Source organism: Pseudomonas sp. NEEL19, assembly GCF_028751975.1.
In the GTDB taxonomy this organism is placed as follows: domain Bacteria; phylum Pseudomonadota; class Gammaproteobacteria; order Pseudomonadales; family Pseudomonadaceae; genus Aquipseudomonas; species Aquipseudomonas juntendi.
The window spans coordinates 3,213,724-3,229,732 of the sequence record NZ_CP081491.1 but is presented as its reverse complement, the minus strand read 5'-3'; the positions used below and the strand labels follow the sequence as shown (position 1 = coordinate 3,229,732).

10 protein-coding genes are annotated in these 16,009 nt (G+C 63.2%); 4 read left to right on the top strand and 6 right to left on the bottom strand.

Going from position 1 to position 16,009, the window contains the following annotated elements; genetic code table 11:
• Positions 1-4 precede the first annotated feature (4 nt).
• Both K4A76_RS14385 and K4A76_RS14380 read left to right on the top strand, forming a co-directional pair.
• Complete coding sequence (locus tag K4A76_RS14385; protein ID WP_443218401.1) at positions 5-2,395, top strand: fimbria/pilus outer membrane usher protein; 2,391 nt, start codon at positions 5-7, stop codon at positions 2,393-2,395.
• A complete protein-coding gene (locus K4A76_RS14380; RefSeq protein WP_125854541.1) occupies positions 2,392-3,363 on the top strand; it encodes a Csu type fimbrial protein in 972 nt (323 codons plus the stop codon). The genes K4A76_RS14385 and K4A76_RS14380 overlap by 4 nt, the downstream gene beginning before the upstream one ends.
• Positions 3,364-3,384: 21 nt before the next feature.
• On the opposite strand, the gene K4A76_RS14375 is transcribed toward K4A76_RS14380, so the two are convergent.
• The 4 genes from K4A76_RS14375 to K4A76_RS14360 all read right to left on the bottom strand — a co-directional run bounded on the left by K4A76_RS14375 (position 3,385) and on the right by K4A76_RS14360 (position 7,826).
• A complete protein-coding gene (locus tag K4A76_RS14375; protein ID WP_274410542.1) occupies positions 3,385-4,533 on the bottom strand; it encodes a M14 family metallopeptidase in 1,149 nt (382 codons plus the stop codon).
• 96 nt (positions 4,534-4,629) lie between these two features.
• A complete protein-coding gene (gene dkgB / locus K4A76_RS14370) occupies positions 4,630-5,433 on the bottom strand; it encodes a 2,5-didehydrogluconate reductase DkgB (protein ID WP_182389952.1) in 804 nt (267 codons plus the stop codon).
• Between the two features lie 262 nt (positions 5,434-5,695).
• Positions 5,696-6,190, bottom strand: a complete 495-nt coding sequence (locus K4A76_RS14365; RefSeq protein ID WP_029886967.1) for a DUF934 domain-containing protein — start codon at positions 6,188-6,190, stop codon at positions 5,696-5,698.
• Positions 6,174-7,826 (bottom strand): nitrite/sulfite reductase, encoded by a 1,653-nt coding sequence (locus K4A76_RS14360; protein WP_182366548.1) that lies wholly within the window; start codon positions 7,824-7,826, stop codon positions 6,174-6,176. Before K4A76_RS14360 ends, K4A76_RS14365 begins: the two co-directional genes overlap by 17 nt.
• 213 nt (positions 7,827-8,039) lie before the next feature.
• On the opposite strand from K4A76_RS14360, the gene K4A76_RS14355 reads away from it, so the two are divergent.
• Positions 8,040-9,116, top strand: a complete 1,077-nt coding sequence (locus tag K4A76_RS14355; RefSeq protein ID WP_274410541.1) for an ABC transporter substrate-binding protein — start codon at positions 8,040-8,042, stop codon at positions 9,114-9,116.
• A 277-nt stretch (positions 9,117-9,393) separates the two neighbouring features.
• On the opposite strand, the gene K4A76_RS14350 is transcribed toward K4A76_RS14355, so the two are convergent.
• Entirely contained in the window at positions 9,394-9,612 is a 219-nt protein-coding gene (locus tag K4A76_RS14350) for a DUF2970 domain-containing protein (protein WP_009685910.1), read from the bottom strand.
• A gap of 160 nt (positions 9,613-9,772) precedes the next feature.
• The gene (metH, locus tag K4A76_RS14345; RefSeq protein ID WP_009685909.1) at positions 9,773-13,480 is read right to left on the bottom strand and encodes a methionine synthase; all 3,708 of its coding nucleotides are present in this window, start codon (positions 13,478-13,480) and stop codon (positions 9,773-9,775) included.
• 179 nt (positions 13,481-13,659) lie between these two features.
• On the opposite strand from metH, the gene K4A76_RS14340 reads away from it, so the two are divergent.
• The gene (locus tag K4A76_RS14340; protein ID WP_274412298.1) at positions 13,660-15,960 is read left to right on the top strand and encodes a fatty acid cis/trans isomerase; all 2,301 of its coding nucleotides are present in this window, start codon (positions 13,660-13,662) and stop codon (positions 15,958-15,960) included.
• The last annotated feature ends 49 nt before the right edge of the window (positions 15,961-16,009 follow it).

The window sequence follows — 16,009 nt, the reverse complement described above, 5'->3', positions numbered from 1 at the left end:
CAGAATGCAGCGCAGGGGCCAAGGAGGACCCGGCAATGGTTGGATACCGTGTGTGAAATGGCTAGCGCTGAGGTTGCGCCGCGGGTGCCTGCAGTTGGCCGTGCTTGGCCCAGCGCTGGCGCTGGCCGACGACCTGCCGCCGCCGCCCACGGAGCTGTCCGCCATTGCCGACGCCACGCTGTTCCTCGACCTGATGGTGAACCGCATGCCCAAGGCTGAGCTGGTGCCGGTGCAGCAGCGGGCCGGCCAGTTGTACCTGGACAGCGCCGTGTTGCGTGCGGCGGGTGTGACACTGCCCGGCGACCCCCAGGGCGAGATCGCCCTGGACGCGGTGAGCGGGCTGCACGCCGATTACGACAGCCGGAACCTGCGGCTGTTGCTGCAAGTGCCGCCGGCCTGGTTGCCCGAGCAACAGGTCGGCGATCGTAACCTGTACCCGCCTAGCGATGCGCGGAGCAGCTTCGGCGCGTTGTTCAACTACGACCTGTACCTGAACGACACCGATGACGGCGGCACCTACCTGGCGGCCTGGAACGAACTGCGCGTGTTCGACGGCTGGGGCACCTTCGCCAGCACCGGGCAATGGCGCCAATCGTTCAACGGCGCGCAGGCCGACCCGGCAAGGCGGGGCTTCCTGCGCTACGACACCACCTGGCGCTTCACAGACGAGCAGCGCCTGTTGACCTACGAGGCCGGCGATTTCATTACCGGGGCACTGCCCTGGACCCGTTCGGTACGGGTGGGCGGCGTGCAACTGTCGCGCGACTTCGCCGCACGGCCGGACCTGGTCACCTACCCCTTGCCGGCCTTTGCCGGCGAAGCCGCGGTACCGACCTCGCTCGACCTGTTCATCAACGGCTACAAGGCCAGTTCCAACGAATTGCAGCCAGGCCCCTACACGCTGACCAACGTGCCGTTCATCAACGGTGCCGGCGAAGCGGTGGTGGTCACCACCGACGCCCTGGGCCGGCAGGTTTCCACCACCTTGCCGTTCTACGTCACCAGCAGCCTGTTGCAAAAAGGCCTGTCAGACTATTCGATAGCGGCCGGGAGCCTGAGGCGTGACTACGGTGTGCGGGACTTTGCCTACGGCGCGGGGGCGGCCAGCGCCAGCCTGCGCCATGGGGTAAGCGACACGTTCACCGTGGAAACCCACCTTGAAACCGCTGCCTCGCTGATGCTGGGTGGCCTGGGTGGCAACCTGCGGCTGGGCAACTTCGGTGTGCTCAATGCCGCGCTCGCGCAGAGCCGTTTCGACGGCGATCAGGGGCAGCAGGTCGCGCTGGGTTACCAATACAACAGCCAGCGCTTCGGTTTCAGCTACCAGCGCCTGCAACGGCGTGCCGACTATGCCGACCTGAGCCGGGTCGACACCCCGGACATACAGGCAAGCACACGCAGCGAGCAGGTCAGCCTCAGCCTCAACCTTGACAGGTACGGCAATGTCGGTGCCGGCTACTTTGACGTGCGCGCTGCAGACGGCACGCGTACCCGGCTGATCAACCTGAGCTACAGCAGGCCGTTGTCAGGCAGCAGCAGTGTGTACCTGTCGGCCAACCGCGAAATCGCTGGCGGGCAGTGGGCCGTGCAGGCGCAACTGGTGATTCCGTTCGACACCCATGGCACGCTGGCGCTAGGCCTGGAACGCAGCAACACCGGTGAAACCCTGCAGCGGGTCAATTACGGGCGCGCCGTGCCGGTAGGCAGCGGCGTGGGCTATAACCTCGGCTATGCCCAGGGTAGCGACCGCGATGCCTATCGCCAGGCCGATGTGACCTGGCGCTTGCAGTCGGTACAGCTACAGGCCGGCGTATATGGCAGCAGCGGCGCAACGACCCGCTGGGCCGATGCCAGTGGGTCGCTGGTATGGATGGATGGGCTGTTCGCCGCCAACCGGATCGACGACGCTTTCGTCGTGGTCAGTACCGACGGCTATGCCGATGTACCGGTGCGGTATGAAAACCAGGAGGTCGGCCGTACCGATGCCAGCGGCCACCTTCTGGTGCCGTACAGCAGTGGTTACTACCGCGGCAAGTACGAGATCGACCCCATGGACCTGCCGCCCGATGTGCTGGCGCCGAATGTGGAGCAGCGTGTGGCCGTGCGCCGCGGCAGTGGCTACCTGCTGGAGTTCCCGCTGAAACGGGTACTGGCGGCGAGCATCGAGCTGGTTGATGCCAGCCAGCAGCCGCTGAAACTGGGCAGCCGGGTGACCCACGAGCAATCGGGCAGCCAGGCTGTGGTCGGTTGGGACGGGCTGGTGTACCTGGAGAACCTGTCGCCACGCAACCGCCTGCAGGTCGCGCTGGAGGGGGGCGGGCGCTGCCAGGTCGAGTTCGACTTCCCCGAAGCGCAAGGTTCGATCCCATTGCTTGGGCCGTTGGTGTGCCGATGACGGCCTGGCAGCGGGGCCTGCTGGCAAGCTTGCTGTGGTTGCCGATGGGGGCCGCCTGGGGGTTGTGCTCATCGGTGGCAACCCTGCCGGCCGCGTTCGGCAGCCTCAATTCCACGCAGGTGCGCACCACGGCACAGAACGCCTCGACGCTGAACTCGGGGTTGCAGTGCACAGGGTCGCTGCTGAGCGTGCTGAGCAACAGCGACCATTTCTATCTCACTATCACGTCGCCCAGCAGCGGCCTGGTAGGCCCGACGGGGGATGTGATTCCTTACACGGTGTACGGCGACAACACCACCAATTACCCGATTGCCCGCGGCGTGGCCTATGACTTCGCCCGTACCGGCATTCTCGACCTGTTGGGTTTGCTCGGCGGCACCACCCCCAAATCGGTGCCGCTGTACATGCGCACCCAGGTGGGCAGCAATGTCGCCGCTGGCCTGTACCAGGAAACCCTGACCATTGCCTGGAGCTGGGACTACTGTTCGGGCATTGGCTTGCTCGGCGCCTGCCTTGGGCGCGACATCGGTTCAGGCAGCAAAACCCTGACCGTGAGCCTGACAGTGACCAACGATTGCCAGATCACCACGCCCAACATCAACTTCGGCAGTGCCCCGGTGGTGGCAGGGTTCGCCACGGTCAGCCAGAGCCTGAGTGTGTCGTGCACCAAGGGCAGCAACTACACGGTTGGCCTGGACGACGGGCAGAACGTGGCCAATGGCAGGCGGCGCATGAAATCTACCACCAGCAATTACCTGGCATACGACATTTTCAAGGGTGCCGGTACGGTGCGGTGGGGCGCGGTTGGTGCGGCACGCCGCGCGAGCACTGATGCGGATGTGAACCCCGGTGCCGGTACCGGCACCGGCAGCCAGGTGTTCAACTACAACGCCAAGGTCTACACCGACCAGGCCACGCCGCCCGCGGCCAGCTATGCCGACAGTGTGATCCTGGATGTGCAGTTTTGAAGGCGTGCGCCAGCCGCGGGGTCAGCGCAAGTCGCCAAGCATGCCTGCCAGCGTCTCCAGCACGGCGCCGGCCAGTGCCTTGGAGCGCGCGCCCGACCAGCCGGTAGCGGCGTTGGGCGCATCATCATGGTCCTTGAATGGCATTTCCAGGGTCAGCGACAGGCAGTCGTACGCCATGCCCACCGCATTGCAGGCCAGGGTGGTGTTCGCCTGGCCAGGCTCGTCGCGGGTGTAGCCATGTACCGTCTGGAAGTCGCGGGTAAGGCTGCACAGGGTGCTGCGGAACTGCGCCTCAAGCTTTGCCAGCCTGGGTGTGTAGCCTGGGTTGCCCTCGCACGCCGCCGTGAATACATGGGGGATTTCTTCATCACCGTGCACGTCGATGAAGGCGTCCACACCATATTGCTTCATCTGCGCCTGGGCGAAGAACACTTCCGGGGTGAGTTCGACACTGGCGTCCTGCCAGGCACGGTTGAGGTCCTTGCCTTTGAAGTTGGTGCGCAGATGGCCAAGGAAGGCGCCGTCGGGGTTCATGTTGGGGATCAGGTACAGATCGGCTTTGCCCAGCAGTTGCTGGATCACCGTGTCGTTAGCCTGCAGGCGGTCTATCACGCCCTCCATGAACCATTCGGCCATGTGCTCGCCGGGGTGTTGCTGGGCGATCAGCCATAGCTTGCGCTTGCCCTCGGCACCATCACCCGCCCGTAGCAGGGGAATGTCCCGGCCTTGCACGCTGCGGCCGCTGGCCAGCAATTCGACACCGGGCAGTTGCCGGGCCCGCTCGATCAACTGGTTGTGGCGGGCGCGTGGGTATGGTTCGAAGTAGGCGAACCAGACCTGCGGCTGCTCAGCCTTGAGCTCGAACGAAAGCGCGCTGCCATCGAACTGGCTGGGTACCCGGAACCAGCGTTGCTGGTCGTAACTGGCAACGGCGTTGTAGCCGCTCCAGGCATGCTTGTACGAAGCGCCAGAGGCGTTGTCGAGGCTGAAGCGGTGGACCTGGTCCGGCGTCAGCCCGCTGACCCTGAAGTGGAACCACTGGTAATGGTCGCTGTGGGTGTCCGGGCGGATGGCCAGGCGCACCTGCGCCGGGTTGCTGGCATCCAGTACCTGGATATTGCCAGAATCGAAATCGCAGTCGATGTGCAGGGGGGACAGCGTTACGCTCATGGGCCGGGCTCCTTTGTGGGCATTGTTGTAGGCGTACTGTACACGGCTTGGCCGTGCAAAGTGGCGCTCGGTCCCATGCCCCCCCTGCAGAGTGTCTCAGTCCCAATCAGGGGCAAGGCCCGGCGGGCTGACTTCACGGCCATTGCGTTCCAGCGTGGCGATGCGTGCCATGTCCTGGTCATCCAGCTTCAGGCTACGGGCCAACAGGTTGCTGGCCAGGTTCTCGCGCTTGGTCGACGAGGGGATCACCGCGTAGCCCAGTTGCAGGGCCCAGGCCAGGGCAACCTGAGCCACGGTGGCCTTGTGCTTGGTGGCGATCTCGGTCAGCACCGGGTCCTTCAGCACCTTGCCGTAGGCCAAGGTCATGTAGGACGTGACAGTGATGCCTTGCGCCTCGAGGTAGGCAGCCAGCTTGCTGTTCTGCAAGTATGGGCTGAGCTCGATCTGGTTGGTGGCGATTTCGCCTTTGCCCACCACCTCGATGGCTTGCTCGGTCAACGCGATGTTGAAGTTCGACACCCCGATCTGGCGGGTCAGGCCCGCTTTCTTGACGTCGGCCATGGCGGCCATGTAGTCGGGCAGTTCAACGCCGTTGCCCGGGGCTGGCCAGTGGATCAGCAACAGGTCCACGTAGTCGGTGCGCAGTTTTTCCAGGCTTTCCTTCAAGCTGTCTTGCAGCTTGCCAGGGGCATAGTTGTCGACCCAGATCTTGGTGGTAATGAACAATTCACCGCGTGGTACACCGCTCTCGGCGATGGCCTGGCCGACCTCTGCTTCGTTCTTGTAGATCTGCGCGGTGTCGATGGCCCGGTAGCCTAGCTCGAGGGCGGCCTTGACCGAGTCGATGACCGTCTGGCCTTTGAGGCGAAAAGTACCCAGACCAAAAGATGGAATGCTCATGAGGTGGCTCCTGGTAGGTGAGGGAAGGGGCTGGAATTCAGCCAGGGGGTGCAGCCCCGTCCGTTGTTTGAGTGTGGAGCAGTGTGCAAGTTTGACGCGGTTTGATTAAGGCGGTGTTCGGCCAAGGACATTTGATCCCCAGGCAAAAAAGGGCGCAGGCGTGGGTGGGCGGGGAGGAAGCTGGGGCAGGGTTGAGCGGTACCGGCGGGTGCAAATGAAACGGCCCGCCATCGCGGCGGGCCGTGGGTGTTGCAGGTGGCAATCAGCGGCGACGGAACAGCGGCAGCGGCTCGTCGGTAGCGGCCTGGTAGGTCACCGAGAAGTCCTTGAGGCCCTGCAATGCGTCTTCCGGGTCCTTGTCGGCACGGATGGCGAATGCATCGAAACCGCAACGGGCCATGTAGAACAACTGGTCGCGCAGCACGTCACCAATGGCACGCAGCTCGCCCTTGAAGCCGTAGCGGTCACGCAGCAGGCGCGCGTTGGAGTAGCTGCGCCCGTCGGTGAAGGCGGGGAAGTTCAAGGCAATGACCTGGAAGTACTGCACGTCTTCACCGATTTCTTCGGCTTCCTGGTCGCTGTCCAGCCACACGCCAAGGCCGCCGTCGCGGGCCTTGAGCACATGGGCATGGTCACGCCACATCTGCAGCGGAACGATGTAGTCGTCGCAGTTGGTCAGCTCGTCGAAAGCCGTTTCCTTGGGCAGCAGGTGCCAGGTTTCGTCGACGATCTGATTGTTCTTAATGATTCGCTGCATAGACGCGTTCCTTGAAGGGGTCGATACCGATACGCTGGTAGGTGTCGATGAAACGCTCTTCCTCGGTACGTTGCTCGACGTACACCGCGATCAGCTTTTCGATCACATCGGCCATGTCATCCTGGGCGAAGGACGGGCCGAGGATCTTGCCCAGGCTTGCGCCGCGTGCAGCGTTGCCGCCCAGCGACACCTGGTAGAACTCCTCACCTTTCTTGTCCACGCCGAGGATGCCGATGTGGCCCACGTGGTGGTGGCCGCAGGCGTTCATGCAGCCGGAAATGTTCAGGTCGATTTCGCCGATGTCGAACAGGTAGTCCAGGTCGTCGAAGCGGCGCTGGATGGACTCGGCAATCGGGATCGACTTGGCATTGGCCAGCGAGCAGTAATCACCGCCCGGGCAGCAGATGATGTCGGTCAGCAGGCCGATGTTCGGGGTGGCGAAGCCGCTTTCGCGCAATTCCAGCCACAGCGCGTGCAGTTGGCGCTGCTCGACATCGGCCAGAATGATGTTCTGCTCGTGCGAGGTACGCAGGAAGCCGAAGCTGTAGCGCTCGGCCAGATCGGCCACGGCGTCCAGCTGCTTGTCGGTCAGGTCACCCGGGGCCACGCCGGTGGGTTTGAGCGACAGGGTAACGGCCACGTAACCCGGCCGCTTGTGAGCGCGGGTGTTGCGCGAGCGCCAGCGGGCGAAGCCAGGGTACTCGGCGTCCTGGGTGGCGAAGTCGACGTTGTCCAGGGCCAGGTATTCGGGGTCGACGAAGTGGCGCGATACCCGCTGCACTTCGGCTTCGGTCAGGGTAGTGCTGCCGCCACGCAGGTGGACCATTTCGGCCTCGACCTTTTCGGCGAACACTTCCGGGGTCAGGGCCTTGACCAGGATCTTGATCCGCGCCTTGTACTTGTTGTCACGGCGACCGTAACGGTTGTACACGCGCAGGATGGCGTCGAGGTAGCTGATCAGGTCTTGCCATGGCAGGAATTCGTTGATGAACGAGCCCACCACCGGGGTACGCCCCAGGCCGCCGCCTACCAATACGCGGAAGCCCAGCTCACCGGCCGCATTGCGCACCGGCTCCAGGCCGATATCGTGCACTTCGATGGCGGCACGGTCTTCCTGCGAGCCATTGATGGCGATCTTGAACTTGCGCGGCAGGAAGGCGAATTCCGGGTGGAAGGTGGTCCACTGGCGCACGATTTCGCACCATGGCCGTGGGTCGATGACCTCGTCTGCAGCTACCCCGGCGAACTGGTCGGTGGTGGTGTTGCGCAGGCAGTTGCCGCTGGTCTGGATCGCGTGCATCTGCACTTTGGCCAGCTCGGCAAGGATGTCCGGAACATCTTCCAGCGCCGGCCAGTTGTACTGCACGTTCTGCCGGGTGGAAATGTGGGCGTAGCCCTTGTCGTAGTCGCGGGCGATCTTGGCCAGGGTGCGAACCTGGGTGGCGTTCAGCTGGCCGTACGGCACGGCGACACGCAGCATCGGCGCGAAACGTTGGATGTATAGGCCGTTCTGCAGGCGCAGAGGGCGGAATTCTTCTTCGCTCAGCTCACCGGCCAGGTAGCGGCGGGTCTGATCACGGAACTGCTTGACGCGGTCCTCGATGATCCGCTGATCGTACTCGTCGTATACGTACATAAAAGTCCTGTCTCAGGCATGCAGCTATTCGCGCGCACGGCCGCGCACTCCGGTACGGAGCCGGGGAACGATAGCAGGTTGCGTTTATGCGCTAAAGTGATGTTTTTGCATATGAAAAGAACCAAATGGACTATGTGAGACTGACTGCCATTTGTGCCCGGTATATGGCGTGGCGGGTATAATCCGCGGTTTGCGTTACAGAGATGTCAGCCCATGCTCAAGGCGTTGTGCCAAAGCGTTTGTCTTGCCTTGCCGCTGGCGGCGAGCGCACAACCGGCTTCGGTGGTGTTCCTCAACCCGGGGCTGTCCAACGAGACGTTCTGGAACAGCTACAGCCGGTTCATGCAGGCCGCCGCCCAGGAGCTGGGCATGACCCTGCGCGTGCAATACACTGAGCGCAGTGCCGACCGGGCGTTGACCCAGGCAAGGGCGATACTCACCGCGCCGCAGCGGCCCGATTACCTGATAGTGGTCAACGAGCAATACGTGGCGCCGGAAATCCTGCGCCTGTCGCGCGGCACGGGGGTGAAGCTGCTGCTGGTGAACAATGGCCTCACGGCCAGCCAGGAGCGCAGCATCCTGGCCCAGCCCGACAAGTTCGCCGCGCCACTGGGCACACTGACCAGCAATGACGAACAGGCGGGTTTCGAGATGTTGCATCAGATGGTCGCGCAATTGCCACGTGACCATGGCCCGGTAGAGTTGCTGGCGTTTGTCGGCGTCAAGACCACGCCGGCCTCGCAACTTCGCGAGCAGGGGATGCGCAGGGCGCTGGCCGATTTCCCCCAGGTGCGCCTGCGTCAGGTGGTGTATGGCGGCTGGAGCCGACAGCGGGCCTACGAGCAGGCACAGCTGCTGCTGCAGCGTTACCCGAACATCGGCCTGGTGTGGTCGGCCAATGACGAAATGGCCTTCGGCGCCATGCAAGCTTTCCAGGAAGCCGGCCATACGCCGGGGCGTGACGTGCTGTTCGGTGCGGTGAACAGCTCGCCCGAGGCGCTGCGTGCGCGCATCGACGGCCGCCTGAGCGTGCTGTTGGGTGGGCATTTCACCCTCGGTGGCTGGGCCATGGTGATGCTGCACGATGATGCCCAGGGGCTGGCGCTGAACCGTGATGGCTTGCGTGTACACACGGCGCCGGTCATGCAGGTGATTGACCAGGCCAAGGCCAGGCGTTGGCTGAAACTGCTGGAGCGGGACGACTATGGCGTGGATTTTCAGCGTTACAGCGCCGAAGGACGGCCTGCCAGTTACCAATACCCGTTTTTGACGTCGCCGGTCGAATATTGAAAGACCCTGCTTGAGAGAAGGGCATTGCTCGTCTTAACTGCTGGTTGTGAAGTGCATTCCCATAACCACTACAAGAGGCAATGCAATGGGAAACTCAACCAAGGTCCGCAAAGCTGACAGCAGTGTCGATGCCTGGGCGATCCTCTGCCTGATCGTGCTGGTGGTCGTCACCGCCGTGTACTGGGTCAGCCACCAGTGACTTGAACCTTCCGACCGTGATGCAGCCACGGCGCCTGCGGCAGCCATTGCGCAGGCGTTGTGCTTTGCGGCCCCGTGATTAACGCGCGGTAAGGTGTAGCGCCAGTTGCACCAGGCCAATCAGCACGGCAATGAACACCAAGGTGAACAGTGTGCCCATGACGATGAAATGGCTTGCCTTGCCATGGGTGAAGTCGCGGGCGCGGTTCTTGCCGCTTTGCACGCCGAAGGCGGCGGCGAGGATGCTGTGCAGCATCTGCCAGAAGGTCGGCGGTTTGCCTTGGCTGGAATCGTCCATGCTGGCTCCTGAATAATCAGAGGCAATCAGGGACAGTGTAGGTGGGGTTTGCCGCTACCGTGCAACCCGTTCGCGACCCGAGCCCGCGCCTGCCGAAGCAACCGGGCCCGGTCAGCCGCAACCGGGTGTCGCGAAGGGCCGCAAGGCGGCCCCGGCAGACTCAGCTGTCGTAACCCAGGTTAGGGGCCAGCCAGCGCTCGCTGACGCTGACATCCTGGCCTTTACGCGCGCTGTAACACTCGATCTGGTCCTTGTCGACCTTGCCCACGGCAAAGTACTGCGCCTGCGGGTGGGCGAAGTACCAGCCACTGACCGCCGCGGCCGGGAACATCGCGAAGTGCTCGGTGAGGAACACGCCGCTTGGCCCGGTTTCGCCAATGGCCGTGCCATCGAGCAGGCGGAACAGGGTCTCTTTTTCGGTATGGTCCGGGCAGGCCGGGTAGCCCGGTGCCGGGCGGATGCCGCGGTACTGCTCCTTGATCAGCGCTTCGTTGTCCAGTTGCTCGTCGCGGGCATAACCCCAGTGTTCCTTGCGCACCTGTTCGTGCAGCCATTCGGCACAGGCTTCGGCCAGGCGGTCGGCCAGGGCCTTGACCATGATCGAGCTGTAGTCGTCGCCTTTGTCCTGATACGCCTTGGCCACTTCCTCGGCACCAATGCCGGCCGTAGTGATGAAGCCCCCCACGTAATCGGTCACGCCGCTGCCTTTGGGCGCGACGAAGTCGGCCAGCGACCAGTTGGCCTTGCCGTCCGGCTTGATGGTCTGCTGGCGCAGGTGGTGCAGGGTGGCCAGGGTCTGGCCATCTGCACCGTAGACTTCGATATCGTCATCGGCGACCTGGTTGGCCGGCCAGAAGCCGAACACCGCCCGGGCACTGATCAGCTTTTCGTCGATCAGCTTGTCGAGCATTTCGCGGGCATCGTTGTACAGCGCCGTGGCCGCTTCGCCGACCACCTCGTCGGTGAGGATGCGCGGGAACTTGCCGGCCAGGTCCCAGGAAATGAAGAACGGTGTCCAGTCGATGTATTCGGCCAAGGTGCGCAGATCGATGTCTTCCAGCACCTTCACGCCGGTGAAGGAGGGTACCGCTGGCTGGTAGCCGGCCCAATCGTATTGCGGCTTGGCGGCGATGGCCTGGGCGTAGCTCAGGCGCTCGGTACGGGCACTGCGGTTGGCGGTGCGTTCGCGTACTTCCACGTACTCCTGGCGCGTCCGCTCGATGAAACCTGGCTTGAGCTCCCTGGACAGCAACTGCGTAGCCACGCCAACCGCGCGCGAGGCGTCGGTGACGTAGACCACGGCATCGTTGCTGTACTTCGGTTCGATCTTGACCGCGGTATGCGCCTTGGACGTCGTGGCGCCCCCGATCATCAGCGGCAGCGTGAAGCCCTGGCGCTGCATTTCGCGGGCAACGTGGACCATCTCGTCCAGCGACGGCGTGATCAGGCCAGAGAGGCCGATGATGTCGCACTTTTCGTCGCGAGCGGTCTGCAGAATTTTCTCGGCCGGCACCATCACGCCAAGGTCGACGATATCGTAACCGTTGCAGCCCAGCACCACGCCAACGATGTTCTTGCCGATGTCGTGCACGTCGCCTTTCACCGTGGCCATCAGGATCTTGCCTTTGGCTTCGGGCTTGTCACCTTTCTCGGCCTCGATGAAGGGGATCAGGTGCGCCACTGCCTGCTTCATCACCCGGGCCGACTTGACCACCTGGGGCAGGAACATCTTGCCCGCGCCGAACAGGTCCCCGACCACGTTCATGCCGTTCATCAGCGGGCCTTCGATCACTTCGATCGGGCGTGCGCACTGCTGGCGGCAGGCTTCGGTGTCCTCGACGATGAATGCGGTAATGCCCTTGACCAGCGCGTGCTCCAGGCGTTTTTCCACCGGCAGCGAGCGCCACTCTTCGTTTTCCACCTCTTTGGTGGCGCCGCCGCCGCGGTAGTCTTCGGCGATTGCCAGCAGGGCGTCGGTACCGTGCGGGGTGCGGTTGAGCACCACGTCCTCGACCTTTTCGCGCAGCGCAGCGGGAATTTCGTCGTAGATTTCCAGCTGGCCGGCATTGACGATACCCATGGTCAGGCCGTTCTGGATCGCGTGGTAGAGGAATACCGAATGGATCGCCTCACGCACCGGGTTGTTGCCACGGAACGAGAACGACACGTTGGACACACCGCCCGAGCTCAGCGCATGCGGCAGGTGATCGCGAATGTAGGCACAGGCCTCGATGAAATCGACGGCGTAGTTGTTGTGCTCTTCGATACCGGTGGCGACGGCGAAGATGTTCGGGTCGAAGATGATGTCTTCCGGCGGGAAGCCCACTTCGTTGACCAGGATGTCGTAACTGCGCTGGCAGATTTCCTTCTTGCGCGCAGCCGTGTCGGCCTGGCCCACTTCGTCGAAGGCCATGACCACCACGGCGGCGCCGTAGCGTTTGCACAGGCGGGCATGGTGCTTGAACTGCTCCACGCCTTCTTTCATGGAAATGGAGTTGACGATGCCCTTGCCCTGGATGCACTTCAGGCCCGCCTCGATCACTTCCCACTTCGACGAGTCGATCATGATCGGCACGCGCGAGATGTCCGGTTCGCCAGCGATCAGGTTGAGGAAGCGGACCATGGCGGCCTGGGAGTCGAGCATCCCTTCGTCCATGTTGATGTCGATCACCTGGGCGCCGGCTTCGACCTGCTGCAGGGCGACTTCCAGGGCTTCGGTGTAGTTCTCTTCACGGATAAGCCGGGCGAACTTGGCGGAGCCGGTGATGTTGGTACGCTCGCCAACGTTCACGAACAGCGACTGGCGGTCGATGGTGAACGGCTCCAGGCCCGACAGGCGGCAGGCCTTGGCGATTTCCGGAATTTCGCGCGGCGGGTATTTGGCGACCGCTTCGGCAATCGCCTGGATGTGGCCCGGGGTGGTACCGCAGCAACCGCCGATGATGTTGAGGAACCCGCTGGCGGCGAACTCCTCGACCACCGCGGCCATTTCGGCAGGGCTTTCGTCGTATTCACCGAAGGCGTTGGGCAGGCCGGCGTTGGGGTGTGCCGAGACATGGGTGTCGGCCTTGGTCGACAGTTCTTCCAGGTACGGGCGCAGGTCCTTGGCGCCCAGGGCGCAGTTCAGGCCCACGGAAATCGGCTTGGCGTGGCGTACCGAGTTCCAGAACGCTTCGGTGGTCTGGCCCGACAGGGTGCGCCCGGAGGCATCGGTAATGGTGCCGGAGATCATGATCGGCAGTTCGATGCTGTCTTCCTCGAACACCTGTTGTACGGCGAAGATCGCCGCCTTGGCGTTGAGGGTGTCGAAGATGGTCTCGATCAGGATCAGGTCGGCGCCGCCTTCGATCAGGCCACGGGTGGCCTCCACATAGTTGACCACCAGCTCGTCGAAGGTGACGTTGCGGTAGCCAGGGTCGTTGACGTCCGGTGAAATCGAACAGGTGCGGCTGGTAGGGCCGAGCACGCCAGCAACGAAGCGCGGCTTATCGGGGGTTTCCAGCGTCTTGGCATCGGCCACTTGGCGGGCAATGCGCGCGCCTTCGACGTTCAGCTCGTACACCAGCGATTCCATGCCGTAGTCGGCCTGGGAGATTTGCGTGGCATTGAAGGTGTTGGTTTCGAGAATATCCGCGCCCGCATCCAGGTAGGCTTTCTCGATGGCAGCGATCACGTCTGGGCGGCTGAGCAGCAACAAATCGTTGTTACCCTTGACATCGCTTGGCCAATCGGCGAAACGCGTGCCACGATAGTCGTGTTCCTCGAGCCGGTAGCTTTGGATCATAGTGCCCATGCCGCCGTCGAGGATCAGGATGCGCTCTTTGAGGGCGTTCTGGAGTGCTTGGAGACGAGCGCTGCGGTCGGACATAGGAACTACCTGGTCGGGCGAATATCAGAAGGGGCCGAATCATAACAAAGCTGCGCGGTTTTTAGGTGCATCGCCCATTTCCATGAATTCTGCTCATGTTGGCCTAGCCGGTGAAAACGGTGGCCAAGGACGACCAGGCAACAAATCGTAATGGCTTCAAGAACCAGGACTTTCCGCACATGGTGCAACGTATCCTTGCCGGCGCTTTCGCCCTGCTCCTCAGTGGCGCGGTGCTTGGGCAAGCTCCCCAGTCGAGCCCGGCCATATCCTACACCCGGGACATTCAACCCATCTTCACCGAGAAATGCGTGGCCTGCCATGCCTGCAACGATGCCGCCTGCCAACTGAAGCTGGAAAGCCCCGAAGGCGCAATACGCGGGGCCAGCAAGGTTCCGGTGTACCAGGGCGAACGCAGCCAGGCAGTGCCCACCACGCGGCTGTTCTACGACGCCCACAGCGAGAGCGAGTGGCGCAAGAAAGGCTTTTACTCGGTGCTCGACAACCAGGGCAGCCAGGCCGCGCTGATGGCGCGCATGCTCGAACTGGGGCACAAGACGCCACTCACGCCCAATGCCAAGGTGCCTGACGAGATCGTCCTGGGCCTGAACCGCAACAACATGTGCCCCTTGCCCCATGAGTTCGATGCCTACGCCGGCGCCCATCCCAGGGAAGGCATGCCGCTGGCCGTGACCGGGTTGACGGACCAGGAATACGACACCATGCGCCGTTGGCTGGCCGCCGGCGCGCCGGTCGAATACCAGCCGATCCAACCCAGCGCTGCTGAAGCCCGGCAAATCGCCGAATGGGAGGAGCTGCTCAACCGCCCAGGCTCCACCGAAGCGCTGGTTGGCCGCTGGCTGTACGAGCACCTGTTCCTGGCGCATATCTATTTTACAGGGGGCGAGCAGGGCCACTTCTTCCAGTGGGTGCGCTCGCGCACGCCAAGCGGCCAGCCGGCAGACATCATCGCCACGCGGCGGCCCAACGACCCCCCAGGTACCGACTTCTACTACCGGTTGATCCCGGTGCAGGGCGTGATCGTGCACAAGACGCACATCACCTACCCAATGGGGCCGCAAAAGCTCAAGCGGGTGAAGCAGCTGTTCTATGCCGGTGACTGGCATGCCGCTGCGCTGCCCGGCTATGGCCCGCGCCACCGCGCCAACCCGTTCGAAACCTTCGAGGCCATCCCGGCGGTGGCGCGCTACCAGTTCATGCTGGATAACGCCGAGTACTTCGTGCGCACCTTCATCCGCGGGCCTGTTTGCCGGGGCCAGATCGCCACCGACGTGATTCGCGACAACTTCTGGGCGTTGTTCCAGGAGCCCGCGCACGACCGCTACATCACCGATGCGCACTACCGCGGCGAAGCCACGCCGTTGCTGGCCATGCCAGGCCAGAACGACGACGTGGGCAGTGTGCTGAGCCTGTGGCACGCGTACCGCGACAAGCGCAACGCGTATGAAAAGCTGCGCCGGGAAGCCTATGCCGAGATGCCGGCCCCAGGCTGGGCGACGCTGTGGGCGGGTAACGACAATGCCCTGCTGAGCATTTTCCGTCATTTCGACAGCGCCTCGGTCACCAAGGGCCTGGTCGGCGATGTGCCCCTTACCGTCTGGCTGTTCGACTACCCGCTGCTCGAACGCACCTATTACCAGCTGGCAGTCAATTTCGATGTGTATGGCAACGTGTCCCACCAGTTGCAGACGCGCCTGTACTTCGACCTGATCCGCAACGGTGCCGAGGTCAATTTCCTGCGCCTGATGCCGGCAGACCAGCGCAAGGCGATTCTTGGCGACTGGTACCAGAACAGCGGCAAGGTCAAGATGTGGCTGGACTACGAGGACATCGACAGTGACACGCCGAGCGGTATCAAGCTTGACCCGCGCAACCCCACGCGCGACTTCGGCCTCAAGCTGTTGCAGCGCACCGGCAGCCTGAATGCCGGTCCCGACCCGATCAACCGCTGCCAGGGCGCCTTCTGCTCGCGGCCGCAAATGAGCGAAGAGTTCCGCAATGCCGAGCAGTCGCTCAGCCGCCTGGTCTCGCGCCCGGCGGCCGGGCTGAAGGTGATCAACCAGCTGCCCGAGGCGACGATGTTGCGCATCGAAGGGCAGGGCGGCCAGCGCCAGGTGTACAGCCTGCTACGCAACCGCGCGCACAGCAACGTGGCCTTCCTGCTTGGCGAGGCCTATCGCTACCAGCCTGGCCTGGACACCCTGACCCTGTACCCCGGTGTGCTCAGCAGTTACCCCAACTTCATGTTCAACATCCCGACCAAGGATGTGCCGGAATTCGTCGAGGACATGGAGTACGCAAAGGACGATGCGGCGAAGTTCGAACGCATTGTCATGCGCTGGGGCGTGCGCCGCAGCCACCCCGAGTTCTGGCGCTACTTCCATGACCTGAACAGCTACATCAAGGAAACCGAGCCGCTCGAGGCCGGGGTGCTGGACATGAACCGCTATGAAAACCTCTGATCGGTTTGGCTGACCTTTCCGATACACCTGCGGTCGGAAAGGGTTAGGT

Bases quoted from the DNA above. Each gene is read 5' to 3' on its own strand.
- dkgB (WP_182389952.1), bottom strand. From the start codon at position 5,433: ATGAGCATTCCATCTTTTGGTCTGGGTACTTTTCGCCTCAAAGGCCAG.
- K4A76_RS14355 (WP_274410541.1), top strand. From the start codon at position 8,040: ATGCTCAAGGCGTTGTGCCAAAGCGTTTGTCTTGCCTTGCCGCTGGCG.
- K4A76_RS14385 (WP_443218401.1), top strand. From the start codon at position 5: ATGCAGCGCAGGGGCCAAGGAGGACCCGGCAATGGTTGGATACCGTGT.
- K4A76_RS14350 (WP_009685910.1), bottom strand. From the start codon at position 9,612: ATGGACGATTCCAGCCAAGGCAAACCGCCGACCTTCTGGCAGATGCTG.
- K4A76_RS14360 (WP_182366548.1), bottom strand. From the start codon at position 7,826: ATGTACGTATACGACGAGTACGATCAGCGGATCATCGAGGACCGCGTC.
- metH (WP_009685909.1), bottom strand. From the start codon at position 13,480: ATGTCCGACCGCAGCGCTCGTCTCCAAGCACTCCAGAACGCCCTCAAA.
- K4A76_RS14365 (WP_029886967.1), bottom strand. From the start codon at position 6,190: ATGCAGCGAATCATTAAGAACAATCAGATCGTCGACGAAACCTGGCAC.
- K4A76_RS14375 (WP_274410542.1), bottom strand. From the start codon at position 4,533: ATGAGCGTAACGCTGTCCCCCCTGCACATCGACTGCGATTTCGATTCT.
- K4A76_RS14380 (WP_125854541.1), top strand. From the start codon at position 2,392: ATGACGGCCTGGCAGCGGGGCCTGCTGGCAAGCTTGCTGTGGTTGCCG.
- K4A76_RS14340 (WP_274412298.1), top strand. From the start codon at position 13,660: ATGGTGCAACGTATCCTTGCCGGCGCTTTCGCCCTGCTCCTCAGTGGC.